The 26514-nt window shown below is 69.4% G+C and carries 25 protein-coding genes and 1 tRNA gene; 24 read left to right on the top strand and 2 right to left on the bottom strand.

Annotated features, from left to right (window positions below):
• Positions 1-2 precede the first annotated feature (2 nt).
• Positions 3-1394, bottom strand: a complete 1392-nt coding sequence (locus tag BLW78_RS13985; RefSeq protein ID WP_091680299.1) for an aminotransferase-like domain-containing protein — start codon at positions 1392-1394, stop codon at positions 3-5.
• A 114-nt stretch (positions 1395-1508) separates the two neighbouring features.
• On the opposite strand from BLW78_RS13985, the gene BLW78_RS13980 reads away from it, so the two are divergent.
• On the top strand, positions 1509-1832 hold the full coding sequence (locus BLW78_RS13980; RefSeq protein ID WP_056532530.1) for a DUF1127 domain-containing protein: 324 nt from the start codon (positions 1509-1511) through the stop codon (positions 1830-1832).
• A gap of 29 nt (positions 1833-1861) precedes the next feature.
• Complete coding sequence (locus BLW78_RS13975) at positions 1862-2764, top strand: EamA family transporter (RefSeq protein ID WP_091680297.1); 903 nt, start codon at positions 1862-1864, stop codon at positions 2762-2764.
• 100 nt (positions 2765-2864) lie between these two features.
• Here the strand turns inward: BLW78_RS13975 and BLW78_RS13970 are convergent.
• A tRNA-Asp gene (locus tag BLW78_RS13970) sits at positions 2865-2941 on the bottom strand.
• A 383-nt stretch (positions 2942-3324) separates the two neighbouring features.
• Here BLW78_RS13970 and BLW78_RS13965 point away from each other — a divergent pair.
• From BLW78_RS13965 to BLW78_RS13860, 22 genes are all read left to right on the top strand, one after another.
• Positions 3325-3690 (top strand): NADH-quinone oxidoreductase subunit A, encoded by a 366-nt coding sequence (locus BLW78_RS13965; RefSeq protein WP_007560754.1) that lies wholly within the window; start codon positions 3325-3327, stop codon positions 3688-3690.
• 42 nt (positions 3691-3732) lie between these two features.
• Positions 3733-4320 carry a NuoB/complex I 20 kDa subunit family protein gene (locus BLW78_RS13960; RefSeq protein ID WP_010686017.1) on the top strand — a complete coding sequence of 196 codons (588 nt, stop codon included), beginning with the start codon at positions 3733-3735 and terminating at the stop codon, positions 4318-4320.
• 9 nt (positions 4321-4329) lie between these two features.
• Complete coding sequence (locus BLW78_RS13955) at positions 4330-4977, top strand: NADH-quinone oxidoreductase subunit C (protein ID WP_056532537.1); 648 nt, start codon at positions 4330-4332, stop codon at positions 4975-4977.
• Positions 4978-4993: 16 nt separating this feature from the next.
• Positions 4994-6184, top strand: a complete 1191-nt coding sequence (locus tag BLW78_RS13950) for an NADH-quinone oxidoreductase subunit D (RefSeq protein WP_020092237.1) — start codon at positions 4994-4996, stop codon at positions 6182-6184.
• A gap of 10 nt (positions 6185-6194) precedes the next feature.
• Positions 6195-7556 (top strand): NADH-quinone oxidoreductase subunit NuoE, encoded by a 1362-nt coding sequence (gene nuoE, locus BLW78_RS13945; RefSeq protein WP_091680296.1) that lies wholly within the window; start codon positions 6195-6197, stop codon positions 7554-7556.
• Between the two features lie 9 nt (positions 7557-7565).
• Positions 7566-8867 carry an NADH-quinone oxidoreductase subunit NuoF gene (gene nuoF / locus BLW78_RS13940; protein WP_012319032.1) on the top strand — a complete coding sequence of 434 codons (1302 nt, stop codon included), beginning with the start codon at positions 7566-7568 and terminating at the stop codon, positions 8865-8867.
• Between the two features lie 4 nt (positions 8868-8871).
• Positions 8872-9081, top strand: a complete 210-nt coding sequence (locus tag BLW78_RS13935) for a hypothetical protein (RefSeq protein WP_091680294.1) — start codon at positions 8872-8874, stop codon at positions 9079-9081.
• A gap of 10 nt (positions 9082-9091) precedes the next feature.
• A complete protein-coding gene (nuoG, locus tag BLW78_RS13930; RefSeq protein ID WP_091680292.1) occupies positions 9092-11173 on the top strand; it encodes an NADH-quinone oxidoreductase subunit NuoG in 2082 nt (693 codons plus the stop codon).
• Positions 11174-11186: 13 nt separating this feature from the next.
• The gene (nuoH, locus tag BLW78_RS13925; protein WP_020092240.1) at positions 11187-12209 is read left to right on the top strand and encodes an NADH-quinone oxidoreductase subunit NuoH; all 1023 of its coding nucleotides are present in this window, start codon (positions 11187-11189) and stop codon (positions 12207-12209) included.
• Between the two features lie 27 nt (positions 12210-12236).
• Positions 12237-12725 (top strand): NADH-quinone oxidoreductase subunit NuoI, encoded by a 489-nt coding sequence (nuoI, locus tag BLW78_RS13920; RefSeq protein ID WP_007560744.1) that lies wholly within the window; start codon positions 12237-12239, stop codon positions 12723-12725.
• Between the two features lie 222 nt (positions 12726-12947).
• Positions 12948-13568 carry an NADH-quinone oxidoreductase subunit J gene (locus BLW78_RS13915; RefSeq protein WP_020092241.1) on the top strand — a complete coding sequence of 207 codons (621 nt, stop codon included), beginning with the start codon at positions 12948-12950 and terminating at the stop codon, positions 13566-13568.
• 34 nt (positions 13569-13602) lie between these two features.
• The gene (gene nuoK / locus BLW78_RS13910; RefSeq protein ID WP_010686008.1) at positions 13603-13908 is read left to right on the top strand and encodes an NADH-quinone oxidoreductase subunit NuoK; all 306 of its coding nucleotides are present in this window, start codon (positions 13603-13605) and stop codon (positions 13906-13908) included.
• A gap of 82 nt (positions 13909-13990) precedes the next feature.
• Entirely contained in the window at positions 13991-16114 is a 2124-nt protein-coding gene (gene nuoL, locus BLW78_RS13905) for an NADH-quinone oxidoreductase subunit L (protein ID WP_091680291.1), read from the top strand.
• A 1-nt stretch (position 16115) separates the two neighbouring features.
• Positions 16116-17636, top strand: coding sequence for an NADH-quinone oxidoreductase subunit M (locus tag BLW78_RS13900; protein ID WP_020092243.1), 1521 nt, complete (start codon positions 16116-16118; stop codon positions 17634-17636).
• 10 nt (positions 17637-17646) lie between these two features.
• Positions 17647-19092, top strand: a complete 1446-nt coding sequence (nuoN, locus tag BLW78_RS13895) for an NADH-quinone oxidoreductase subunit NuoN (RefSeq protein ID WP_020092244.1) — start codon at positions 17647-17649, stop codon at positions 19090-19092.
• Between the two features lie 7 nt (positions 19093-19099).
• Complete coding sequence (locus BLW78_RS13890) at positions 19100-19903, top strand: biotin--[acetyl-CoA-carboxylase] ligase (protein WP_091680288.1); 804 nt, start codon at positions 19100-19102, stop codon at positions 19901-19903.
• Positions 19904-19919: 16 nt separating this feature from the next.
• Positions 19920-21593, top strand: coding sequence for a ribonuclease J (locus BLW78_RS13885; protein ID WP_012319023.1), 1674 nt, complete (start codon positions 19920-19922; stop codon positions 21591-21593).
• A 272-nt stretch (positions 21594-21865) separates the two neighbouring features.
• Positions 21866-22270 (top strand): methylmalonyl-CoA epimerase, encoded by a 405-nt coding sequence (gene mce, locus BLW78_RS13880; protein ID WP_020092246.1) that lies wholly within the window; start codon positions 21866-21868, stop codon positions 22268-22270.
• Between the two features lie 5 nt (positions 22271-22275).
• Positions 22276-22602, top strand: a complete 327-nt coding sequence (locus tag BLW78_RS13875) for a DUF1467 family protein (protein ID WP_020092247.1) — start codon at positions 22276-22278, stop codon at positions 22600-22602.
• Positions 22603-23109: 507 nt separating this feature from the next.
• On the top strand, positions 23110-24435 hold the full coding sequence (gene proS, locus BLW78_RS13870) for a proline--tRNA ligase (RefSeq protein WP_020092248.1): 1326 nt from the start codon (positions 23110-23112) through the stop codon (positions 24433-24435).
• Positions 24436-24444: 9 nt separating this feature from the next.
• Positions 24445-25755, top strand: a complete 1311-nt coding sequence (locus tag BLW78_RS13865; protein ID WP_091680286.1) for a lipoprotein-releasing ABC transporter permease subunit — start codon at positions 24445-24447, stop codon at positions 25753-25755.
• 13 nt (positions 25756-25768) lie between these two features.
• Positions 25769-26482 (top strand): ABC transporter ATP-binding protein, encoded by a 714-nt coding sequence (locus tag BLW78_RS13860; RefSeq protein WP_020092250.1) that lies wholly within the window; start codon positions 25769-25771, stop codon positions 26480-26482.
• Positions 26483-26514 lie beyond the last annotated feature (32 nt).

Below are 26514 nucleotides of genomic sequence, written 5' to 3'. Positions count from 1 at the left end.
CCTCAGCCCAGCGCCTCCCGGAGGATCGGCCGGATCCGCGGGTCGGCGCAGTGGGCCACGTTGAAGCGCATGTAGCCGTTCCACGCATCCGACAGGCTGAACGAGGTCCCGGGCGCCAGCACCATGCCGCGGGCCAGCGCCCGGCGGGCGACGTCGGCCCCGTCGCGCCCGTCGGGCAGCCGCATCCACAGGAAGAAGCCGCCCCGGGGCTGCGCCCAGGTCTCGAGGCCGCAGGCGCGCAGCTCCGCGGAGGCCTGCACCATCGCGCCGGCGAGCCGGCGGCGGGTCTCGGCGAGGTGCCGCCGGTAGGCGCCCTCGGTGATCAGCGCGTGCACCAGCGCGGCCGTGATGTGGCCGTTGCCGAGGCTGAGGGCGAGCTTGAGATCGACCAGCGGCTCGACCCAGTCGGCCCGGAGCGCGATCCAGCCGCAGCGCGCGGCCGCCGACAGGGTCTTGGAGAAGCTGCCGATCTGGATCACGCGCTCCAGCCCGTCGAAGCCCGCGAGCCGCGGGGCGGCCTCGGGCTCGAGGTCACCGAAGATCTCGTCCTCGACGATGAGCGTGTCGTGCGCCTCGCACAGCTTGAGGAGCCGGTGCACCACGGTCGGCGCGAGGCTCGCCCCGGTCGGGTTCTGGAGGGCGGCGTTGGTCAGGTAGAAGCGCGGCCGGTGCTGCTCCAGCAGGGTCGCGAGCGCCTGCAGGTCCGGCCCCTCCGGCGTGATCGGCACGCCGACCACCGCGACGCGCTGCGCGCGCAGCAGCGCCAGGAAGTTGAAGTAGCAGGGATCGTCGACCAGCACGGTGTCGCCGGGCTGGAGCAGGAACCGGCAGACGAGGTCCAGCGCCTGCGTGGCCGATTCGACCAGCACGATCTGGTCGGGCTCGGCGCCGACGCCCTTCTCGCCGACCTTGCGGGCGATCTGGTGGCGCAGGGGCTCGTAGCCCAGGGGCCGGTCATAATTGGTCATCTCGGCGAGGTCGGCCCGGGCCACCCGGCGCAGGCCCCGGCGGATCGCCTCGTGGGGCATCCAGGAATCGGGCAGCCAGCCGGCCCCGGGCTTCAGCTGGTCGGAGCCGGCCTGCTGCGCCTGACGGGTGATCCAGAGCGGGTCGACGATCCGGTCGAGCCGCGGCCCCATCGCCTGGAGCGAGAGCGGCCGGGTCTTGCCGGCGACGTAGAAGCCCGAGCCCGGCCGCGGCACCACGGCGCCCTCGGCGGCGAGTCGCTCGTAGGCCTCCACGACGGTGGATTTCGAGACGCCCATCGTCTCCGCGAAGGCCCGGACCGAGGGGATCCGCACGCCCGGGACCAGCCGCCGCGCCGCGATCCGCTCGCGGATCTCGCCGACCACGGCCTCGACGCGCGTCCCCGGGCTTCTGACTGCGACCGCCATCCGTACTGCTCTTTCGTCCGAACAATTCTTCCGAACCGTACCGAAGTGTTCCTGTCGCCGCCAGCCCCCGCCCGCCAGGATCGCGACGCCCCGGAACGATGGAGGAGGGGATCCATGACCCAGTGCCTGACAGAGACCGCCGCTCTGGAAACCCGGATCGGATCCCGGATCAGATCGCGCGGCGGATGGCTCGCCCGGATGGCCGGGCCCGTGCTGACGGTCGCCGCCGAGGTGCGCGCGGGCCTGTCGCGGGCGGCGATGAACCGTCGCGTGCTCCAGCGCCTGTCGACCCTGTCGGACCGGGAACTGAAGGATATCGGCCTGACACGGCAGGACGTGGCCGATGCCTGCGTGCCCGGCACGGGCGACGCGATCCACCTGCTGGTCGGCCGGCGCGACGAGCGACGCCATGCCCGGGCGGCCGTGCGGCCTTGGTGACGCGGCGGCGTGCGGCGTAGGGTGCGCGCATGACGCTGCGCGACGGGCTCGCCGCAATCCTGGTGGTCACGATCCTCGGGCTGGCCTTCGTGGCCATCAAGGTCGGCCTGGAGACGGTGCCGCCGCTGATGCTGTGCGCCCTGCGCTTCGGCTTCGCGGCGCTGCCGGCGGCGCTGGTGATCCGGCCGCCCCGGGCCCCCGTCGCCCTGGTGGCGGGGTTCGGCCTCGCCCTCGGGGTCGGCCAGTTCGGGCTGCTCATGACGGCGATCCGCCTCGGCATGCCGGCCGGGCTGTCGTCGCTCCTGATCCAGGTCCAGGTCCCGTTCACCGTAGCGCTCGCCTGGGCGCTGCAGGGGGAGCGCCCGCGCCGACGACAGATCCTGGGCGGCAGCATCGCGCTCCTCGGCGTCGCTGCGGTGGCGCTCGGGCGGGGCGGAGGCGCCCCGCTCGGCCCGCTGATCCTCGTCGTCGGCGCGGCCCTGTCCTGGGCCAGCGCGAACGTCGTCGCGAAGCGGATCGGCCGGGTCGACCGGCTGGCGCTGATGGTCTGGAGCAGCCTCGCCACCACGCCGCCCCTGCTGATCCTGTCGCTGATCGTCGAGGGGCCCGGGGCGCTCACGGCGCTGGCGCATCCGAGCTGGGGGGCGATCGGATCGGTCGCGTTCCAGGCCTACCCGACGACGCTCCTCGCCTTCGGCCTCTGGAACGGGCTCCTGACCCGCTACCCGGCGGCTGCCGTGACCCCCTTCGCCCTGCTGGTGCCGGTGGCCGGCATCCTGAGCACGCATCTCGTCCTGGGCGAACCGCTGAGCGCCGACATCCTGGCCGGGGGAGGCCTGATCCTGACGGGAATCGCCCTCAGCCTGCGCGGGACGCGGCCGGGCGCGGTCGCTCCGCCGAGTCCTGCCCCTGAATCGTCGAAGGTGGCCTGACCGCACGGTCGAGCCATCACCCGTCCCGCTCGGGCACGCGCGACTGCGCGTCGGCACGGTGCACCGCGAGACGAATTCTGATGGTGATATCGGGGGGACGTGGCGCGGGCGACGGGGCTCGAACCCGCGACCTCCGGCGTGACAGGCCGGCACTCTAACCAACTGAGCTACGCCCGCACGGCGTGGTCGCTTCGAAGGGGCGTTTCGCCCGGCGACGGGGCGGGGTTTATGGGGCGCCCGGTGCCCTGTCAAGCGCGTCCCGCACGGATTCGCATCCGCCTCGATCCGCGACCGCCGCCGCAGGCATACCAGCCCCCCGACTCGGGCCTGCGCGCTTCCGTCGTGTTGCGCCGGCGCCGCGCAAGCCCATCTCGGACATGACCGACAGGACGACCGACAGGATGGCTGACAGCGCGCTTTGTGCGACGCGACAAGCCATTGTCACGGGCCGGCGGCTCGACTAAGCCTCCGGCCGCGCGCATCCTGGCATAAGAACAATTCCACGGGCGGATCCGGGTCGGCGTCGCACCGCGGTTTCACTCGTCTCGCGAGGCCCTGGCATGACCGGATTGTTGGCGGATTACCTGCCGCTCATCGTGTTCATCGGCGTGGCGCTGTTCATCGCCACGGCGCTCCTGGTCGTGCCGTTCCTGGTGGCCTTCAAGAGCCCCGATCCGGAGAAGCTCTCGGCCTACGAGTGCGGCTTCAACGCGTTCGACGACGCCCGCATGAAGTTCGACGTGCGCTTCTATCTCGTCGCCATCCTGTTCATCATCTTCGATCTCGAGGTCGCGTTCCTCTTCCCCTGGGCGATCACCTTCGGGGACCTGGGATGGTTCGGCTTCTGGTCGATGATCGTCTTCCTGGGCGTGCTGACCGTCGGTTTCGTCTACGAGTGGCGCAAGGGCGCCCTCGAATGGGATTGATCTCCCGCCGCTCGCCGCCCGCACCGAATTCTTGAGTCGCCGATGGCCCTGATCACCGACACCAACCGCGCCCCCGCGATCGCGCCCCAGCCGAAGGGGATCATCGATCCCAACACCGGCCGCCCGATCGGCGCGGACGACCCGACCTTCCTGTCGATCAGCGACGAGCTGGCCGACCGGGGCTTCCTGCTCACCACCACGGACGAGCTGATCAACTGGGCCCGCACGGGCTCGCTGATGTGGATGACCTTCGGTCTCGCCTGCTGCGCGGTCGAGATGATGCAGATGTCGATGCCGCGCTACGATTGCGAGCGATTCGGCTTCGCACCCCGCGGCTCGCCGCGCCAGTCCGACGTGATGATCGTCGCCGGCACGCTCACCAACAAGATGGCCCCGGCTCTGCGCAAGGTCTACGACCAGATGCCGGAGCCGCGCTACGTCATCTCCATGGGCTCCTGCGCCAACGGCGGCGGCTACTACCACTATTCCTACTCGGTGGTGCGCGGCTGCGACCGGGTGGTGCCCGTGGACATCTACGTGCCCGGCTGCCCGCCCACCGCCGAGGCGCTGCTCTACGGTGTGCTGCTGCTGCAGAAGAAGATCCGCCGGACCGGCACGATCGAGCGCTGAGGAGCGGCCATGACGAACGGCATCTCGATCCTGCCCCACACCCAGCCGGCCTACGGCGACGACGCCGTCTCGGCCCTGGCCGAGCGCGTCCTCGGCGCCCTCGGGCCGGCGGTCGTGTCCCACACCGTCGCGTTCGGCGAGCTGACGCTGGTGGTCCAGGCCTCCGACATCGTCTACGCGCTCACGTACCTGCGCGACGATCCGGCCTGCGCGTTCCGCAACTTCATCGACATATGCGGCGTGGACTACCCGCAGCGCGAGAAGCGCTTCGACGTGGTCTATCACCTGCTCTCCCTGCGCCATAACCTGCGCATCCGGGTGAAGGTGCAGACCGACGAGGTAACGCCGGTCCCCTCGGTGATCGAGGTCTTCCCAGCGGCCAACTGGTACGAGCGCGAGACCTACGACCTCTACGGGATCCTGTTCTCGGGCCATCCCGACCTGCGCCGCTTGCTCACCGATTACGGCTTCGAGGGGCACCCCCTGCGCAAGGACTTCCCGCTCACCGGCTTCGTCGAGGTCCGCTACGACCAGGACCAGGCTCGGGTCGTCTACGAGCCGGTGCAGCTGACGCAGGAATTCCGGAACTTCGACTTCTTGTCCCCGTGGGAAGGCACCGACTACGTGCTCCCCGGCGACGAGAAGACGTCGGCTTGAGCCGCGGAGAGCGTCCGTGACCGAACACAACATCCGCAACTTCGCGATCAACTTCGGCCCGCAGCACCCGGCGGCGCACGGCGTGCTGCGCCTCGTGCTGGAACTCGACGGCGAGGTGGTCGAGCGGGTCGACCCGCATATCGGGCTGCTCCACCGCGGCACCGAGAAGCTGATCGAGTACAAGACCTACCTGCAGGCGACGCCCTATTTCGACCGGCTCGACTACGTGTCGCCGATGAACCAGGAGCACGCCTTCTGCCTGGCGATCGAGAAGCTCGCCGGGATCGAGGTGCCGCGCCGCGCGCAGCTGATCCGTGTGCTGTTCTGCGAGATCGGCCGCCTGCTGTCGCACCTGCTCAACGTCACCACGCAGGCGATGGACGTCGGCGCCCTCACGCCCCCGCTCTGGGGCTTCGAGGAGCGCGAGAAGCTGATGATCTTCTACGAGCGGGCCTCCGGCGCCCGGCTCCACGCCAACTATTTCCGGCCCGGCGGCGTCCACCAGGACCTGCCGCCGAAGCTCATCGACGACATCGACGCGTTCTGCGACCCGTTCCTGCAGGTCGTCCAGGACCTCGACGACCTCGTCATGGCCAACCGCATCTTCAAGCAGCGCAACGTCGATATCGGCATCGTGTCGGTCGACGAGGCGATGGAGTGGGGCTTCTCGGGCGTGATGGTGCGCGGCTCGGGCATCCCGTGGGACCTGCGCAAGGCGCAGCCCTACGAGTGCTACGAGGAGATGGAGTTCGACATCCCCGTCGGGAAGAACGGCGACACCTACGATCGCCAGGTGATCCGCATGGAGGAGATGCGCGAATCCGTGCGCATCATGAAGCAGTGCGTCGCCAAGCTGCGCGAGCCCGCCGGCCAGGGTCCGATCGCCTCCGTCGACGGCAAGTTCGCGCCGCCGCCGCGCCGGGAGATGAAGCGCTCGATGGAGGCGCTCATCCACCACTTCAAGCTCTACACCGAGGGCTTCCACGTGCCCGAGGGCGAGGTCTACGCCGCGGTCGAGGCGCCGAAGGGCGAGTTCGGCGTGTACCTGGTGTCCGACGGGACCAACAAGCCGTATCGCTGCAAGATCCGCGCGCCGGGCTTCGCGCACCTGCAGGCGATGGACTGGATGTGCCGCGGGCACCTCTTAGCCGACGTGTCCTGCGTGCTCGGCACGCTCGACATCGTGTTCGGCGAAGTGGATCGGTAAGACAGAAGCGATGGCAAACCGCAGACTCGCCCCGGCCTCGGAGCAGCCCGAGAGCTTCGCGTTCTCCCCTGAGAATGCCGAGTGGGCCAAGACCCAGATCGCCAAGTACCCGGAGGGCCGCCAGGCCTCGGCGGTGATCTCGCTCCTGTGGCGGGCGCAGGAGCAGAACGGCGGCTGGCTGCCGCGGGCGGCCATCGAGGCGGTGGCGGCCGAGCTCGGAATGCCGAACATCCGCGTGCTGGAGGTGGCGACCTTCTACACGATGTTCGCCCTCGAGCCCGTGGGGCGCTTCTGGATCCAGGTCTGCGGCACGGTCCCGTGCGATTCCTGCGGCGCGCGGGGCCTCAAGGAGATGCTCCAGGCCCGCCTCGGACCGGCCGGCCACGTCTCCGCCGACGGCACCTTCTCGTGGCTCGAGGTCGAGTGCCTGGGCGCTTGCTGCAACGCGCCGATGGTGCAGATCAACCAGGACTACTACGAGGACCTGACGCCCGAGTCCCTCGGCCAGCTGATGGACGACCTCGCCGCCGGCCGGCCCGTGAAGGTCGGCTCGCAGACCGGGCGCGTCTCGTCCGAGCCCCAGGACGCCGTGAACACCCTCACCGACCCGACGCTGTTCGACGGCTCGCGGGTCGGCGCGTGGCGCAAGCGCTTCGAGGAGGCCGGCAAGGCGGAGGAACCGGCCGCCCAGACCGGTGAGGCCGCGTCCAGCACGCAGCAGGCCGCCGAGAACCCGAAGCCGGCCCGGCCCGACGCCGGCCGCCCGGTCGAGCGTCCCGTGAGCGACGCCCCGGCCCAGCGCGCCGCCAACGGCGAGAGCCCGGTGAAGCCCGAGGATCGTGCCGACGCGGCCGAGCGCGGCCGCTCCACCGCCAAGCACGGCGCCGCCCGGCCGGGCGACGCGGACGTGCTCGACACGCCGGCCAAGCGCGTCGCCGAGGGCGAGCCCGCCGCCGGCGAGCAGGGCCACCAGGCGGTGCCGAACCGCGACGCCGTCCCGCAGCAACCGGAGGCCTCCGGCGCCAGCGAGGGCGAGGTGGCGGCCGAGACCGAGGAGGCGCGCATCGCCGGCGCGCTCGCGGCCCTGCCGAAGGACGCGAGCCCCGAGCAGAAGGCCGACGCCGTGGGCAAGCGACCGCCGGGGCTGGAGGCCGCCCGCGCCGGCAAGCCGGACGAGCTGACGCGCATCAAGGGCATCGGCCCGGGCAACAGCCAGCGCCTGAACGGGCTCGGCATCTACCATTTCGACCAGATCGCCGCCTGGTCCCGCGACGAGATCGCCTGGGTCGGCACCTACCTCGCGTTCCCGGGTCGCATCGACCGGGAGAACTGGGTGGGGCAGGCCAAGGCCCTGTCGGCGCCGGCTCAGTGAGGACCTGACATGCTGTCGGATCAGGATCGCATCTTCACCAACCTCTACGGCCTGCACTCGCCGGGGCTGGAGGCCGCCAAGAAGCGCGGCGCGTGGGACGGGACCAAGTTCCTGCTGGAGCAGGGCCGCGACTGGATCATCGAGGAGATGAAAGCCTCCGGCCTGCGCGGCCGCGGCGGCGCGGGCTTCCCCACCGGCCTCAAATGGTCGTTCATGCCCAAGAAGTCCGACGGGCGCCCGCACTACCTCGTGGTCAACGCCGACGAGTCGGAGCCGGGCACCTGCAAGGACCGGGAGATCATGCGGCACGACCCGCATCTCCTGATCGAGGGCTGCATGCTGGCCTGCTTCGCGATGAACGCGCATGCCTGCTACATCTACATCCGCGGCGAGTACGTCGCCGAGAAGCACGCCCTCCAGAAGGCCGTGGACGAGGCCTACGCGGCCCGCCTCGTCGGCCAGTCGAACGTCCACGACTACCCGTTCGACATCTACGTCCACCACGGCGCCGGCGCCTATATCTGCGGCGAGGAGACGGCGCTCATCGAGAGCCTCGAGGGCAAGAAGGGGATGCCGCGGCTGAAGCCGCCCTTCCCGGCCAATATGGGCCTCTACGGCTGCCCCACGACGGTGAACAACGTCGAGTCGATCGCGGTCGCCGGCACGATCCTGCGCCGGGGCGGCGCTTGGTTCGCGGGGCTCGGCGGCAAGAACAACACCGGCACCAAGCTCTTCTGCGTCTCCGGCCACGTCAACAAGCCGTGCAACGTCGAGGAGGAGCTGGGCATCACCTTCCGCGAGCTCATCGACCGCCATTGCGGCGGCATGCGCGGCGGCTGGGACAACCTCCTGTGCTCGATCCCGGGCGGCTCCTCGGTGCCGCTGGTGCCGGCCGAGCAGATCGTCGACGCCAAGATGGACTTCGACACCCTGCGCAACCTGGGCTCCGGCCTCGGCACCGCGGCGGTGATCGTGCTCGACAAGTCCACCGACATCGTCGCGGCGATCACCCGGATCTCGTACTTCTACAAGCACGAGTCCTGCGGCCAGTGCACGCCCTGCCGCGAGGGCACAGGCTGGATGTGGCGGGTGATGCAGCGCATGACCGAGGGCCGCGCCCAGAAGCGCGAGATCGACATGCTGTTCGAGGTCACCAAGCAGATCGAGGGGCACACGATCTGCGCGCTCGGCGACGCGGCGGCCTGGCCGATCCAGGGCCTGATCCGGCACTTCCGCCCCGAGATCGAGAAGCGCATCGACCGCTACACCGCCAACCCGCACAGCGAGCCTGTGCCGATGGCCGCCGAGTAGGCCGATGACGAGCCAGCCTGACAACCTGATGCTCGTGTACTTGCGGCGGATCGACGAGAAGGTCGATCGCCTCAGCGATGATGTCCGTGAATTGAAGGGCCGGATGGCCGCGGTCGAAGAAAACCTGGCCGGCGTCCACCGACAGATCGACAGGGTCGAGCTTCGCATCGAACGGATCGAGCGACGCCTCGATCTGGCCGACGCCCCGCACTGAGATTGCACCGATGACAAAAATCCTCGTCGACGGCACCGAGGTCGACGTCCCCGCCGATTACACGCTGCTCCAGGCCTGCGAGGCCGCGGGGGCCGAGATCCCGCGCTTCTGCTTCCACGAGCGCCTGTCGATCGCCGGTAATTGCCGCATGTGCCTCGTCGAGCTGAAGGGCGCGCCGAAGCCGGTGGCCTCTTGCGCCTACGCGGTGAAGGATTGCCGCCCCGGCCCGAACGGCGAGCCGCCTGAGGTGCTGACGCGCTCGCAGGGCACCAAGAAGGCCCGCGAGGGGGTGATGGAGTTCCTCCTCATCAACCACCCGCTCGACTGCCCGATCTGCGACCAGGGCGGCCACTGCGACCTGCAGGACCAGGCCATGGCCTACGGGGTCGATTCGACCCGCTACACGGAGAACAAGCGGGCGGTCGAGGAGAAGCATATCGGCCCGCTGGTGCGGACCGCGATGAACCGCTGCATCCACTGCACCCGCTGCGTGCGCTTCCTCGCCGAGGTGGCGGGCGTGCCCGACCTCGGCGCCATCGGCCGCGGCGAGGACATGGAGATCACGAGCTACCTCGAGCAGTCGATGGCCTCGGAGCTGCAGGGCAACGTCGCCGACCTCTGCCCGGTGGGCGCCCTCGTGCACCGGCCGCAGAGCTACAACGTCCGGCCGTGGGAGCTGAACAAGACCGAGTCGGTCGACGTGATGGACGCGGTCGGCTCGTCGATCCGCATCGACACACGCGGCCGCGAGGTCATGCAGATCGAGCCGCGGATCAGCGAGGAGATCAACGAGGAGTGGATCTCCGACAAGACCCGCTACCACATCGACGGGCTGCGGATGCAGCGCCTCGACCGGCCGTACCTGCGCGAGAACGGCCGGCTGCGGCCCGCCTCCTGGGGTGAGGCGTTCCAGGCGATCGCCGCCAAGGTGAAGGGCGCGGATCCGAAGCGCGTCGGCGCCATCGTCGGCGACCTCGCGGGCGTCGAGGAGATCTTCGCGCTCCGCGAGCTGATCAGGAGCCTCGGCTCGCCGAACCTCGATTGCCGCCAGACCGATGCCGGCCTCGACCCGGCGCTCGGCCGTGCCTCCTACATCTTCAACCCGACCATCCCGGGCATCGAGGCGGCGGACGCGATCCTGATCGTCGGCGCCAACCCGCGCACCGAGGCCTCGCTGCTGAACGTCCGCATCCGCAAGCGCTGGCGCATGGCCCCGCTGGCGGTGGGCGTGATCGGCGAGCCGGTCGACCTGACCTACCCGAGCCACTACATCGGCGCCGGCCCCGACTCGCTCGCGGCGCTCGCCCGCGGCGAGCACAGCTTCCTCGAGATCCTCAAGGAGGCGAAGGCGCCGCTCGTGATCGTCGGCGCCGATGCTGCACCGGGCATCCTGGCCGCTGCCGCCTCCCTCGCGAAGGAGATCGGCGCGGTCTCGGCCGAGGGGAACGGCTTCGGCGTGCTGCACACGGCCGCCGCCCGCGTCGGCGCGCTCGATCTCGGCTTCGTGCCGGGGGAGGGCGGCCTGACCTTCGCGCAGATGCTGGAGCCGGGCGCGCTCGACGTCCTGTTCAACCTCGGCGCCGACGAGCGCGACGTCGCCCCGGGCGCCTTCGTGGTCTACCAGGGCAGCCACGGCGACCGCGGCGCCGCCCGCGCCGACGTGATCCTGCCGGGGGCCGCCTACAGCGAGAAGTCGGCGACCTGGGTGAACACCGAGGGCCGGGTCCAGATGGGCAACCGCGCCGCCTTCCCGCCGGGCGACGCCCGCGAGGACTGGGCGATCCTGCGCGCGCTCTCGGACGTGCTGGGCAAGCGCCTGCCGTTCGACTCGCTGACCGCGCTGCGCCGCGCGCTCTACGCCGCCCACCCGCATCTGGCGGCGGTCGGCGCCGTCGAGCCGGGCAACGTGACCGAGGCGGTCGACCGGCTCGCCGGCCTCGGCGGCACCGCGACCGGTCCGGCCTTCGCGTCGCCCGTGACCGACTTCTACCTCACCAACCCGATCGCCCGCGCCTCGCGGATCCTCGCGGAGTGCTCGCGCCTCGCCCGGGAGCGCGCCGCCGAGGCGCGGCCCCTGGCGGCGGCCGAGTAGGAGCTCAAGACCGATGACGCCGCTCGAAATCCTCGGGACCGTGCTCCTGATCGTGCTGAAGAGCTTCGTGCTGCTCTCGGCACTGCTCGTCTTCATCGCCTACGCGCTGCTCGCCGACCGGAAGATCTGGGCTGCCGTGCAGCTCCGGCGCGGCCCGAACGTGGTCGGGCCGTTCGGCCTGTTCCAGTCCTTCGCCGACCTGATCAAGTTCGTGATCAAGGAGCCGGTGATCCCGGCGGGCGCCAACAAGGCGATCTACCTGCTGGCGCCGCTGGTCTTCGCGATGCTCGCCCTGTCGAGCTGGGCGGTGATCCCGCTCGCGGACGGCTGGGCGATCGCCGACATCAATGTCGGCATCACCTACATCTTCGCGATCTCGTCGCTCGGCGTGTACGGCGTCATCATGGGCGGATGGGCGTCGAACTCGAAATACGCCTTCCTCGGCGCCCTCCGCTCGGCGGCCCAGATGATCTCCTACGAGGTCTCACTCGGCTTCGTGATCATCTGCGTGCTGCTCTGCGCCGGCTCGCTCAACCTCTCGCGCATCGTGATGGCGCAGGACACCAGCCTCGGCCTGTTCGGCTGGTACTGGCTGTGGCTGTTCCCAATGTTCGTGGTGTTCTTCGTCTCGGCGCTCGCCGAGACCAACCGCCCGCCCTTCGACCTGCCGGAGGCGGAGTCGGAGCTCGTGGCCGGCTACATGGTCGAGTACTCCTCGACGCCGTACCTGCTGTTCATGCTCGGCGAGTACGTCGCCATCATGAGCATGTGCGCCCTCGGGACCATTCTGTTCCTGGGCGGCTGGCTGTCCCCGATCCCGTTCGCGCCCTTCACCTGGGTGCCGGGCGTGATCTGGTTCACCCTGAAGGCCAGCTTCCTGTTCTTCCTGTTCGCGATGGTGAAGTCCATCGTGCCCCGCTACCGCTACGACCAGCTCATGCGTCTCGGCTGGAAGGTCTTCCTGCCGATCTCCCTGATCTCGGTCGTCGTCGTCGCCTTCGTGCTCAAGCTGACCGGCCTCGCGCCGGGCGCCTGAGCCCCCCTTCGCATCGGAGATCCGGGCATGAAGCTCGATCAGGTCGCCAAGAGCCTCCTCTTGAAGGAGTTCGTGTCCGGGATGATCCTCGGCATGCGCTACTTCTTCAAGCCGAAGGCCACGATCAACTACCCCTTCGAGATGGGCCATCGCGGTCCGCGCTTCCGGGGCGAGCACGCGCTGCGCCGCTACCCGAACGGCGAGGAGCGCTGCATCGCGTGCAAACTCTGCGAGGCGATCTGCCCGGCGCAGGCGATCACCATCGAGGCGGGCCCCCGGCGCAACGACGGCACCCGCCGCACGACGCGCTACGACATCGACATGGTGAAGTGCATCTACTGCGGCATGTGCCAGGAGGCCTGCCCGGTGGACGCCATCGTGGAAGGGCCGAACTTCGAGTTCTCGGTGGAGACCCGCGAGGAGCTTCTCTACGACAAGCAGAAGCTCCTGCTGAACGGTGACCGCTGGGAGCGCGAGATCGCCCGCAACATCGCGATGGACGCGCCGTATCGCTGAGCCGTCGTCCCGGGCACCGGTCGCCGGTGCCCGGCAGAAGATGACGCGAAAACAAGGCCCTAGAGCGTCGCACCGGTTCCCGGTTCCGGTGGGATGCTCTAGAGCCATGCCGGGGGCGCTGTTGTGCCCCCGTCGACCGGGTTCTATAGACGGGCCGCCCGCCGCGGACCGTCTCCACGCACGGCAGAAGGGGCCGCTCCGGCGGCCGATCCCGATCAGCGCATGACCGCAGCAGCCGCCTTCTTCTATCTGTTCGCGAGCATCACGGTCGCGTCGGGCTTCATGGTGATCGCCTCGCGCAATCCCGTCGCCTCGGTGCTGTTCCTGATCCTCGCCTTCGTGAACGCCGCCGGACTGTTCGTCCTGATGGGCGCCGAGTTCCTCGCGATGATCCTCGTCGTCGTCTACGTGGGCGCGGTCGCGGTGCTGTTCCTGTTCGTGGTGATGATGCTCGACGTCGATTTCGCCGAGCTGCGCCAGGGCTTCCAGCAGTATCTCCCGATCGGCGCCCTGATCGGCGCGATCTTCCTGGTCGAGATCCTGCTGGTCGTCGGCTCGTGGAGCATCGACCCGGGCCTCGTCCAGGCCCCGCTCGGCAACGTCGCCTCGGCCGAGAACCTCACCAACGCCCAGGCGCTGGGCCGCGTGATCTACACGGACTACGCCTACTTCTTCCAGCTCGCCGGCCTGATCCTGCTGGTCGCCATGATCGGCGCCATCGTGCTGACGCTGCGCGACCGGCCGGGCGTCAAGCGCCAGAACATCGCGGTCCAGAACGCCCGCACCCAGGCCATGGCGGTCGAGACCCGCAAGGTCCCCTCGCGCCAGGGTGTCGAGGTCTGATGCGCGCGCTGATGAGAGCCGGAGGAATCGAACGATGATCGGCCTGAGCCACTACCTCACCGTCGCGGCGATCCTGTTCACGCTCGGCGTGCTCGGCATCTTCATCAACCGCAAGAACATCATCGTCATCCTGATGTCGGTCGAGCTGATCCTGCTCTCGGTCAACATCAACCTCGTCGCCTTCTCGACGCAGCTGAACGACATCACCGGACAGGTCTTCGCCCTGTTCGTGCTGACCGTCGCGGCCGCCGAATCGGCGATCGGCCTCGCCATCCTGGTGGTGTTCTTCCGCAACCGCGGCTCGATCGCGGTGGAAGACGTCAGCATGATGAAGGGCTAGGGCCTTCCCCTTCGCGCGCCCCGAGTGACATCCGGACGCCGCCGCTTCGCGGCCGGCCCGGAGGACGGACTGCAAGAGAGCGATGTATCACGCGATCGTCTTCTTCCCGCTCATCGGCTTCCTGATCGCCGGCCTGTTCGGCCGGTACATCGGGGCGCGGGCCTGTGAGTACATCACCACGTCCTTCCTCGCCTTCACGGCGCTGATCGCCTGGGGCGTGTTCATCGACGGCGGCCCGGCCGAGCGCGTGCAGGTGGCGTCCTGGTTCGCGGCCGGCGACCTCCAGGTCGACTGGGCCTTCAAGGTCGACACTCTGACCCGGGTGATGCTGGTCGTCGTGACCACCGTCTCGACCCTCGTGCACCTCTACTCCGTGGGTTACATGGAGGAGGATCCGCACCGGCCGCGCTTCTTCGCCTACCTGTCGCTGTTCACCTTCGCCATGCTGATGCTGGTGACGGCCGACAACCTCGTCCAGATGTTCTTCGGCTGGGAAGGCGTGGGCCTCGCCTCGTACCTGCTGATCGGTTTCTGGTACGAGAAGCCCTCGGCCAACGCCGCCGCCATGAAGGCGTTCATCGTCAACCGCGTCGGCGATTTCGGCTTCTCGCTCGGCATCTTCCTGGTCTTCGTGCTGACCGGCTCGGTGGCGTTCGACGCCGTCTTCGGCAAGGTCGACGCGATCAAGACGCTCAGCTTCCACCTCCTCGGCTACGACTGGAACGCCCTGACGCTGGCCTGCCTGCTGCTGTTCATGGGCGCCATGGGCAAGTCGGCGCAGTTCCTGCTGCACACGTGGCTGCCCGACGCCATGGAGGGCCCGACCCCGGTCTCGGCGCTGATCCACGCCGCCACGATGGTCACCGCCGGCGTGTTCATGGTCGCCCGCCTGTCGCCGCTCTTCGAGGAGGCGCCGAACGCGCTGATCGTCGTGACGGTGATCGGCGGCATCACGTCCCTGTTCGCGGCCACGATCGGCCTCGTGCAGAACGACATCAAGCGGGTGATCGCCTACTCGACCTGCTCGCAGCTCGGCTACATGTTCGTGGCGCTCGGCGTCGGCGCCTACGCGGCCGGCGTGTTCCATTTGTTCACCCACGCCTTCTTCAAGGCGCTGCTGTTCCTCGGCGCCGGCTCGGTCATCCACGCGATGCACCACGAGCAGGACATGCGGAACATGGGCGGCCTGCGCCGCTACATCCCCTACACCAGCGCCATGATGGCGATCGGTTCGCTCGCGCTGATCGGCTTCCCCTACACGGCCGGCTACTACTCGAAGGACGCGATCATCGAGGCGGCCTACGCCTCGACCCGCCCCGGGCACACGCTCGCCTTCCTGTGCACCGTGGTGGCGGCGTTCTTCACCTCGTTCTACTCCTGGCGCCTGTTCTTCATGACCTTCGAGGGCCCGGCCCGCTGGGGCGCCCACGCCGCCCACGACCAGCACCACGCGCCCGCGGTCGCCCACGCGACTACGGCCCACGCGACCATGGCCCACGAGGCCGACGGCGCGCCCGGGCACACCGAGGGCGTCGCCCACGACGACAAGGGCCACGACATCGAGCCGGCCCACAAGAGCGACCTCGTCGCCGACGACCACCACGGGCACGGCCACCACGGCGACCACACGCCCCACGAGAGCCCGCTGGTGATGACGATCCCGCTCGCGGTGCTCGCCTTCGGCGCGCTATTCGCCGGGATTATCTTCCACAACCGCTTCATCGGCGAGGGGATGGAGGCGTTCTGGGGTCACGCCCTGGCGCACGGCCCGAACAACCACATCATGCACGAGATCCACGACGTCCCGGCGCTGGTCTCGTACGCGCCGCTGATCATGCTGATCCTCGGCTTCGTCGTGGCCTACTGGATGTACATCCGCCGGCCGGAACTGCCGGGCGCGCTCGCCGCGCAGCAGCCGTCGCTGTACCGGTTCCTGCTCAACAAGTGGTACTTCGACGAGATCTACGACCGGATCTTCGTCCGCCCGGCCAAGGATTTCGGCCTGTTCCTCTGGAAGCAGGGCGACGGCCGGATCATCGACGGCCTCGGGCCGAACGGGATCGCGGCGCGCGTCGTGGACGTGACCCGCGGAGTGGTCCGTCTCCAGACCGGCTACGTCTACCACTACGCCTTCGTCATGCTCATCGGCGTCGCCGGCCTGATCAGCTGGTACCTGATGTCCGGCCTGCCCAAGGGTGCACACTGACATGCTCGGCCTCGGCATCCTCTCCGGCCTGCTGATCGTGCCGCTCTGCGGCGCGGCCTTCATCCTCACGCTGAACGGCGACGAGGAGTCGGTCGCGCGCAACAGCCGCTGGGCCGCGCTCGCCACCACGATCGTCACCTTCCTGCTCTCCCTGGTGGCGTGGAGCCGCTACGACACCGCCTCGTCGAGCTTCCAGCTCGTGGAGAGTCACGCGTGGCTCACCGAGACGATCCGGTTCAAGCTCGGCGTCGACGGCTTCTCGATGCCGCTGATCCTGCTGACCACGTTCCTGATGCCGTTCTGCATCGGCGCCTCGTGGCACTCGATCCACTTCCGCGTGAAGGAGTATTTCGTCGCCTTCCTCGTCCTCGAGACGACGATGATCGGCGTCTTCGCCGCCCTCGATCTGGTGCTGTTCTACCTGTTCTTCGAGGCCGGCCTGATCCCGATGTTCCTGATCATCGGCATCTGGGGCGGCGCGCGCCGGGTCTACGCCAGCTTCAAGTTCTTCCTCTACACCCTGCTCGGCTCGGTGCTGATGCTGCTCGCCGTGATGGCGATGTACTGGCAGGCCGGCACCACCGACATCCCGACCCTGCTGCAGTACCGCTTCCCGGTGCAGATGCAGACCTGGCTGTGGCTCGCCTTCTTCGCCTCCTTCGCGGTGAAGATGCCGATGTGGCCGGTCCACACTTGGCTGCCCGACGCCCACGTGGAGGCGCCCACCGCCGGCTCGGTGATCCTGGCGGGCATCCTCCTGAAGATGGGCGGCTACGGCTTCATCCGGATCTCGCTGCCGATGCTGCCGGTGGCGAGCCACGACTTCGCGCCCTTCGTGTTCGCGCTGTCGGTGATCGCGATCATCTTCACGTCGCTCACCGCGATGATGCAGACCGACATCAAGAAACTGATCGCCTACTCGTCGGTGGCCCATATGGGCTTCGTGACGCTGGGCCTGTTCACCCTGAACGAGCAGGGCATCCAGGGCGCGCTGTTCCTGATGATCTCCCACGGCATCGTGTCGGGGGCGCTCTTCCTCTGCGTCGGCGTCGTCTACGACCGGATGCACACCCGCGAGATCTCGGCCTATGGCGGCCTCGTGAAGCGGATGCCGCTCTACGCCGTGGCCATGATGGTGTTCACGATGGCCAATGTCGGCCTGCCGGGCACCTCGGGCTTCGTCGGCGAGTTCCTGGCCATGCTCGGCGCCTTCAAGGCGAACCCGAACGTGGCGTTCTTCTCGACCTTCGGCATCATCCTGTCGGCGGCCTACGCCCTGTGGCTCTACGCCCGGGTGATCTACGGGAAGCTGGAGAAGCCGAATCTCCAGGGCATCCTGGATCTCGACACCCGCGAGAAGATCATCCTGGCGCCGCTGGTCGTCCTGACGATCTACTACGGCGTTCACCCGGCCCCCGTGCTCGACGTGTTCGCGCCCTCGACCGACGCGCTGATGGCGAGCATCAAGACCGCGCTCTCGAACACCCAGACGGCCGCCGCGGCGCTGCCGATCCCGCGCTGAGGCGGACACCATGACAACCGTCCACTCCGTCCTGCCCTCGCTGGCGCCGCTCATGCCCGAGCTGATCCTCGGCGTCGGCGTCATGGGCCTGATCCTCTACGGCGCGTGGCGCGGCGACCGCTCCGCCGAGACCGTGAGCATCGGCGCCCTCGCCCTGCTCCTCGTCGCCCTGTCGGTGGTGATCTCGCAGCCGGTGCACGGCCGGGTCACGACCCTGTCGGGCGCGTTCGTGTCCGATTCCTTCGCCAAGGTGATGAAGTCGCTGGTGCTGCTCGGATCCGCGGCGACGATCCTGCTGGCGCACGACTTCTTCAAGCGCGAGCGCATCGACCGGTTCGAGTTCCCGGTCCTGATCGTGCTCTGCACCATCGGCATGATGGTCATGGTCTCGGCCAACGACCTGATCGCGCTCTACCTGGGCCTGGAACTGCAGTCGCTCGCCGCCTACGTGATCGCCGCCTTCCACCGCGACGACGTGAAGTCCACCGAGGCCGGCCTCAAGTACTTCGTGCTCGGCGCGCTGTCCTCCGGCATGCTGCTCTACGGCGCCTCGCTGGTCTACGGCTTCACCGGCACGGTCTCGTTCCCCGGCATCGTCTCGGCGCTCAACGAGAATGCCGGGTTCGGCATCGTGCTGGGCATCGTGTTCCTGGCGGCCGGCGTGTGCTTCAAGCTGGCGGCCGTGCCGTTCCACATGTGGACGCCCGACGTCTACGAGGGCTCGCCGACCCCGGTGACGGCCTTCTTCGCCTCGGCGCCCAAGATGGCCGCCGTGGCGATGACCGTGCGGGTCTTCATCGGCGCGATGCCGGACGTGACGGCGATCTGGCAGCAGATCTTCATCTTCGTCTCGATCGCGTCGATGGCGCTCGGCTCGTTCGCGGCGATCGGGCAGACCTCGATCAAGCGCCTGATGGCCTACTCGTCGATCGGCAATATCGGCTACGCGCTGATCGGCCTGGCCTCCGGCTCGGAAGAGGGGATCAGCGGGCTCGTCACCTACATGATCATCTACCTCGCGATGACGCTCGGCACCTTCGCGATCATCCTGTCGCTCCGGCGCCGGGACGTGATGTTCGAGAAGATCGAGGACCTGTCGGGCCTGTCGCGGACCCATCCGTGGCTCGCCTTCTGCCTCGCCGCGATGATGTTCTCGCTGGCCGGCATCCCGCCGCTCGCCGGGTTCTTCGCGAAGTTCTACGTCTTCGCCGCCGCCATCAAGGCGGGTCTCGTGACGCTGGCGGTAATCGGCGTGGTGACCAGCGTGGTGGGCGCCTACTACTACCTGCGCGTCGTGCGGATCATGTACTTCGACGAGCCGAAGGAGCCGTACGAGGCGATGGCCCCGGGCCTGCGCATCGTGCTCGCCCTGTCGAGCGTCGTGGTGGTGCTGTTCTTCCTGCTGCCCGGGCCGCTGGTCGGCGCCGCCGGCCGGGCCGCGAAGTCGCTGTTCTAGGACGGCCTTGACCTACCGACTCGGGCCCTCGGCGCGCGCCGAGGGCCACCGCCTGCACGTCCACGACACCCTCGGCTCCACCAACACGGAGGCCGTGGCGCGCGCGCGCGCCGGCGAGACAGGCCCGCTCTGGGTGGTGACGCACCGCCAGGAGGCGGGCCGCGGTCGGCGGGGCAACAGCTGGTCCTCGCTCCCCGGCAACCTCGCGGCGAGCGTGCTCTGGCCCGTCGCCGGGGTCGCGCCGGACCACCTCGCCGAGTTGGGCTTCGTGGCCGGCCTCGCCCTGATCGAGGCGCTGGAGGCGGCCTGCGGCACCCTGCCGGATACCGGATCCGGCGCCGGGGCCCGATCTTTTCAGCTCAAATGGCCGAACGACGTGCTGCTCGGCGGGGCGAAGCTCGCCGGCCTGCTCTTGGAGGCGGAGACGCTCCCGGGCGGGCGGCGCGCCGCGGTCATCGGCTTCGGCGTGAACGTCGCGGCGGCGCCGGAGGGCCTCGGGGCCGCGAGCTTGGCGGCGGCGGGTTACGCGTGCGGCGCCGAGGCGCTACTGGAACATCTCTCGGACCGGGTGGCCGCGCGGGCGCGCGCCTGGGACCGGGGACGGAATTTCGCTGACCTGCGCGCGGCCTGGCTCGCGCGGGCCGCGGGTCTCGGATCGGAGATCGCGGTGCACAGCGGCGGTCACATCCTGCGGGGCGTGTTCGAGACGATCGACGAGGGGGGGCGGCTCGTGATCCTCGCCCCCGACGGGAACCGGCATACCGTGACGGCGGGCGAGGTGCATTTCGGATCGGCCGCGACGGCGGCCTGAGTTTGGACGACGACAGATGGTAAAGGGACAGGAGGAGCTGGTCTTCCTGCCGCTCGGCGGCGTGGGCGAGATCGGGATGAACGCGGCGCTCTACGGGTTCGGCCCGGAGAAGGGCCGGAAGTGGATCATGGTCGATTGCGGCATGGGCTTCGCCGGCGAGGAGCAGATGCCGGGCGTCGACCTGATGTTCCCCGACCTCTCCTTCATCGAGGAGCGGCGCAAGGACCTGCTGGGGATCTTCATCACCCACGCGCACGAGGACCATATCGGGGCGATCTCCGAGCTGTGGCCCCGGCTGAAGGCGCCGGTCTACGCGACCCGCTTCGCCAAGAACCTGCTGGAGACCCGGCGCCTGTCCGAGCCCGGCGCCCCGAAAGTCGAGCTGCGGGAGGTGAAGCCCGGGCGGCGCGTGACCGTCGGGCCGTTCGAGCTCGAGTACGTGCCGGTCTCGCACTCCATCCCGGAATCGAACGCCATCGCCATCCGCACCGCGGCGGGCCTCGTCCTCCACACCGGCGACTGGAAGATCGACCCGACCCCGGTGGCCGGCTCGGTGACGTCGCCGGAGGCGTTCACGGCGCTCGGGGACGAGGGCGTCCTCGCCATCGTCTGCGACTCGACCAACGTCGTGCGCGAGGGCTTCTCGCCGAGCGAGAAGACCGTCGCCGAGACGCTGAAGACGCTGATCGCGGACGCGCCGCACCGGGTCGCCGTGACGACCTTCGCGTCCAACGTGGCGCGCATCCGCGCGGTCGCCGAGGCCGCCGCCGCCTGCGGGCGTGAGGTCATCGCGGTCGGCCGCGCCATGGACCGGGTGATCGACGTCGCCCGCGAGTGCGGCTACCTCGACGGCCTGCCCGAGTTCCGCCGCTCCGATTCGTGGAAGAGCCTGCCGCGGGAGCGCGTCGTCGCGCTGCTCACCGGCTCACAGGGCGAGCCGCGGGCGGCGCTCGCCCGCGTCTCCCGCCGCGACCACCCGGATATCAGCCTCACCGCCGGTGACCAGGTGATCTTCTCCTCGCGCGCCATCCCGGGCAACGAGCGCGATGTCGGCTCGATCATCAACGACCTGATCGAGCAGGGCGTCGAGGTGATCACCGACCGCACCGACCTCGTCCACGTCTCCGGCCACCCGCGCCGGGACGAGATGGTCGAGATGTACCGGTGGACCCGCCCGGGCACCGCGATCCCGGTCCACGGCGAGGCCCTGCACCTCGACGAGCACGCCCGCTTCGCGCGGGCGCAGGGCGTGCAGAACGTGGTCAAGGCCCGCAACGGCAGCCTGATCCGCCTGAGCCCCGGCAAGCCCGAGGTGATCGACCACGTGAAGGCCGGCCGCCTGTTCAAGGACGGCGACGTCCTGATCGACGAGAAGGACCGGGCGATCCCGGAGCGGCGCAAGCTGATGCAGGCCGGCCTGGTCTCGGTGGCGATCGCTATCGACGAGGACGGCGTCGTGCTCGGCGAGCCGGCGGTGGACATCATCGGCCTGCCGAACCGCGGCCGGTCCGGCGAGCCGCTGATCGAGACCGTGGTGGACGCCGTCTCCCGCACCCTGTCGGGGATGTCGCGGGGCAAGCTCAAGGACTCGGAGAGCGTCGAGAAGACGGTCGACCGGGCGGTGCGCACCGCGGTCAACGAGGTGTGGGGCAAGAAGCCGGCCTGCCACGTGCAGGTGGTGGAGGTGTGAAGCTGGCTGCCGATAGCGGTTGGCTGTAATCTAGACGGAGCCGAAGCAGCCGATCATCCGATCGGCTGCCGGACAGGGCCCGGGTTCCCTCTCGCGCACGGGAGAGGGACAGGGTGAGGGGGACAGGTTCTGCCGGAGAGGGCTCGTCCCTCACCCCAACCCTCTGCCGCACGGGAGAGGGGGCCGGTCGCGTCCGCGCGTACGGGCGGAGCCTTCCCCGCGAACGAACGAAGCTCCCGGACAGGGGGCCAGAACGCCGGGGAGGAAACATCATGATCGGCCGTCTCAACCACGTGGCCATCGCCGTGCAGGATCTCGACGCCGCCTGCGCGGTCTACCGCGACACGCTGGGCGCGACGATCACCGCGCCCCTGCCGCAGCCCGAGCACGGCGTCACCGTCGTGTTCGTCGAGCTGCCGAACAGCAAGATCGAGCTGATGTCTCCCCTGGGCGAGGGCTCGCCGATCGAGTCCTTCGTGGCCCGCAATCCGGGCGGCGGCATCCACCACGTCTGCTACGAGGTCGACGACATCCTGGCCGCGCGCGACCAGCTCAAGGCGCAGGGCGCCCGGGTGCTAGGCACCGGCGAGCCGCGGATCGGCGCGCACGGCAAGCCGGTCCTGTTCCTTCACCCCAAGGACTTCCTCGGCACCCTGGTCGAGCTGGAGCAGGTGTGAGCCGGATGATGAACGCGCTGGCCCGCTCGACGCCGGTGACCCTGGCGGCGATCACCGTCCTGATCGCCGCCTTCGTGGCGGCGGCGGTGAGCCTGTTCAAGCTGACGGTGGGCGGGGCGATCGCCCTCTACTTCGTGGTCTGGTGGACGCTGCTCTTCGCGGTCCTGCCCCTGCGGAACCAGCCGGAGACGCGGCCCAGCCACGTAGTTCCGGGCCAGGATCCCGGCGCGCCGGCGGCGCCGCGACTGCGCGAGAAGGCGATCTGGACGACGCTGGTCGCGGGCGCCGCCTTCCTGATCGCCCTGGCGGTGTTCCCGCTGACCGGGCTCTAGGACGGCTCGGAGCGGCGATCCGGGAAGCGCCGCCGCGGCGGGGCACCGCCCGAAACCAGATGGGCGCGGGCCTAGCGGGTGGTCCGACACGGCCGCGCCGACCGGACCCAAGAATAAAAAAAGCAAGGCCCGAGGCCTTGCTTTCAAGCTTCACTGGCTCGACCTTGAAATATCCCTCGCATTGGCTGCGGGGCGGTCGCTTTTCCTCCCGAGACTCGGACCTTGCGCCACCTCTTCCGGGCGTCGCAAACATCGCCGGACGCTTATAGGAACAACAATTCGTGTTGTCACCGGGTCTGCGAGAAAAATCTGCGCTTTCTTGCCGGCAAATGGGCATACCGCTTTCCGCCTAGGCAGCGGCCTCAGCGCGGCCGGGTCGCCGCCTCCGGTTCGCCGCGATTACGCCCCGCCGTGGTCGCGCAGTGCTTGTAATTTGCGTCTCCGGCGTGTTGTGTGCCGGCGCGCCGCGGCTCCTCCCGGCCGATCCTCTTCCAAGACTCTGACGACATGCGTCTCTCCCGCTATTTCATGCCGACCTTGCGCGAGACGCCCAAGGAAGCCGAGATCGTCTCGCACCGGCTGATGCTGCGCGCCGGCCTGGTCCGCCAGGAAGCCGCCGGCATCTACGCCTGGCTGCCGCTGGGCCTGCGGGTGCTGGAGCGCGTCTGCGCGGTGATCCGGCGGGAGCAGGACCGGTCCGGCGCCGTCGAGATCCTGATGCCGACGGTGCAGTCCGCCGAGCTGTGGCGGGAATCCGGCCGCTACGACGCCTACGGCAAGGAGATGCTGCGCCTGAAGGACCGGCACGACCGCGAGATGCTCTACGGCCCCACCGCCGAGGAGATGGTCACCGAGATCTTCCGGGCGAGCGTGCGCTCCTACAAGGACCTGCCCAAGAACCTCTACCAGATCTCGTGGAAGTTCCGCGACGAGGTGCGGCCGCGCTTCGGCACGATGCGCTCCCGCGAGTTCCTGATGAAGGACGCCTACTCGTTCGATTTCGACCAGGCCGGCGCGCGCCACGCCTACAACCGGATGTTCGTGGCGTACCTGCGCACCTTCGCGGGCCTCGGCCTGAAAGCGATCCCGATGCGCGCCGATACCGGCCCGATCGGCGGCGACCTGTCCCACGAGTTCATCATCCTGGCGAAGACCGGCGAGAGCGAGGTCTTCTGCGACAAGGCCTATCTCGACTTCGACATCCCGCCGGCGACCGTCGATTTCGACGACGTCGCCGCCCTCCAGGGCATCGTCGATGCCTGGACCTCGCACTACGCGGCCACCGAGGAGATGCACGAGCCGGCGGCCTTCGCGGAGGTCCCGGAGGACAACCGCATGGCGGCCCGCGGCATCGAGGTCGGGCACATCTTCTACTTCGGCACCAAGTATTCCGAGCCGATGGGCGCCAAGGTCGCCGGTCCGGACGGGATCGAGCGGCCGGTCCATATGGGCTCCTACGGCATCGGGCCGAGCCGGCTGGTCGCCGCCATCGTCGAGGCCAGCCACGACGAGGCCGGGATCATCTGGCCGGACTCGGTCGCGCCGTTCGACGTCGCCCTGATCAACCTCAAGGTCGGGGACGCGGCCACCGACGCCGCCTGCGCGCAGATCCAGTCCGACCTCGAGACCGCCGGCCTGTCGGTGCTCTACGACGACCGCGACGAGCGCCCCGGCGCGAAGTTCGCCACCGCCGACCTGATCGGCCTGCCCTGGCAGGTGATCGTCGGGCCCAAGGGCCTGGCGGAGGGCAAGGTCGAGCTGAAGCGGCGTGCCGGCGGCGAGCGCGAGAGCCTCGCGACCGTCGATCTGCTGGCACGCATCCGGCGCGTCTGAGGCGTGCCGATGGCCGCCTCAGCGAAGCTGGACCGGGTTCGGACCTTCGCGGCCTCGTTCGCGGCCTCGTTCCGCCAGGGCACCGCGCCCTTCGCGCCGTTCGAGTGGATCCTCGCCGGCCGCTACCTGCGCGCCCGGCGCCGGGGCGGCGGCGTCTCGGTGGTGGCGTTCTTCTCGGTGCTCGGCATCGCGCTCGGCGTCGCCACGCTGATCATCGTCCTGTCGGTGATGAACGGCTTCCGCGCCGAGCTGCTGTCGAAGATCGTCGGCATCAACGGCCACCTGTTCGCGACGCCCATCGACCGGCCGTTCAACGACTGGACCGACCTGTCGGAGCGCCTGTCGAAGGTGGCGGGCGTGCGCGCCGCGGTGCCGCTGGTCGAGGGCCAGGCCTTCGCCTCGTCGCAGTACGGCGGCTCGGGGGTCATCATCCGCGGCGTGCGGGCGGCCGACCTCGACGCGCTGGCGGCCGTGTCCTCGGCGATCCGCGGCGGCACCCTCGAAGGTTTCGACGACGGCACCGGCGTGCTGATCGGGCGGCGGCTCGCCGACACGCTGGGCCTGCAGGCCGGCGACACGATCACGCTGGTCACGCCCAAGGGCTCGTCGACGCCCTTCGGGACGGCGCCGCGCACCAAGAGCTACACGGTCAAGGCGGTGTTCGAGGTCGGGATGACCGAGTTCGACCAGACCTTCGTGTTCATGCCGCTGGCCGAGGCCCAGGCGTTCTTCAACAAGGACGGCGACGTGAGCATGATCGAGATCTACGTCGACGATCCCGACCATGTCGGCGACATGCGCGAGCCCCTGGAGATGGCGGCCGAGCGCCCGATCCTGCTCACCGACTGGCGCCAGCGCAACCGCACCTTCTTCGGGGCCCTGGAGGTCGAGCGGAACGTCATGTTCCTGATCCTCAGCCTGATCGTCGTGGTGGCGACGCTCAACATCGTCTCCGGCCTGATCCTGCTGGTGCGCGACAAGTCGAGTGACATCGCGATCCTGCGCACCATGGGGGCGACGCCGGGCACGATCATGCGGGTGTTCCTGATCAACGGCGCGCTGATCGGCGTCGTCGGGACGCTCAGCGGGCTCGGCCTCGGCATCCTGATCACCCTCAACATCAAGCCGATCCAGCACGTGCTGTTTCCGGGCGCCTGGGACCCCACGGTGCGGTTCCTCGCCGAGATCCCGGCCCAGATGAACCCGAAGGAGATCACCGCCGTGGTGATCACCTCCCTGCTGCTGTCGCTCGCGGCGACGCTGTATCCCTCCTGGCGCGCCGCCCGGCTCGATCCGGTGCAGGCCCTCCGCTACGGCTGACGGGCCGCATCCGATGAGCGATTCGAGCCAGACCGCCGGCGACCAGCCGGTGCCGGCGCTGTTCTTCTCCCGCGTCGAGCGGCGCTACGCCCAGGCCGAGGGTGCCCTCGAGATCCTGCGCGGGGCCGACCTCGCGATCTGGCCGGGGGAGTTGGTCGCGCTGGTGGCACCGTCGGGAGCCGGCAAGTCGACCCTGCTGCACCTCGCCGGCCTCTTGGAGCGGCCGGACGGGGGCGAGATCTATATCGGCGGTCAGCCCACGGCCGCGATGGCGGATTCCGAGCGCACGCGCCTGCGGCGCGAGGAGATGGGTTTTGTCTACCAGTTCCACCACCTGCTGCCGGAGTTCTCGGCGCTGGAGAACGTGGTGATGCCCCAGCTCATTCGCGGCCTGAAGGCCCCGGAGGCGAAGGCCCGCGCCACGGAACTCCTGAGCTTCCTCGGCCTCAAGGAGCGGCTGCCGCACCGTCCGGCGGAGCTGTCGGGAGGCGAGCAGCAGCGCGTCGCCATCGCCCGGGCGGTGGCCAACGGCCCGCGGCTGCTGCTCGCCGACGAGCCGACCGGCAACCTCGATCCCGGGACGGCGGGCCACGTCTTCTCGATCCTGATGGCCCTGGTCCGCGCCTCGGGGCTCGCCGCCCTGGTCGCGACCCACAACCTGGAATTGGCCGCCCGCATGGATCGGCGGGTCACCATCCGGGACGGGCTGATCACGCAGCTCGACTGAGCGGGCCACCCGCTGAGCAGGTCTCCCGTGTG

Source organism: Methylobacterium sp. 275MFSha3.1 (genome assembly GCF_900108435.1).
Lineage (GTDB): Bacteria > Pseudomonadota > Alphaproteobacteria > Rhizobiales > Beijerinckiaceae > Methylobacterium.
The sequence above is the reverse complement of the archived record's forward strand: the minus strand, read 5'-3'. Positions and strand labels throughout refer to the sequence as shown.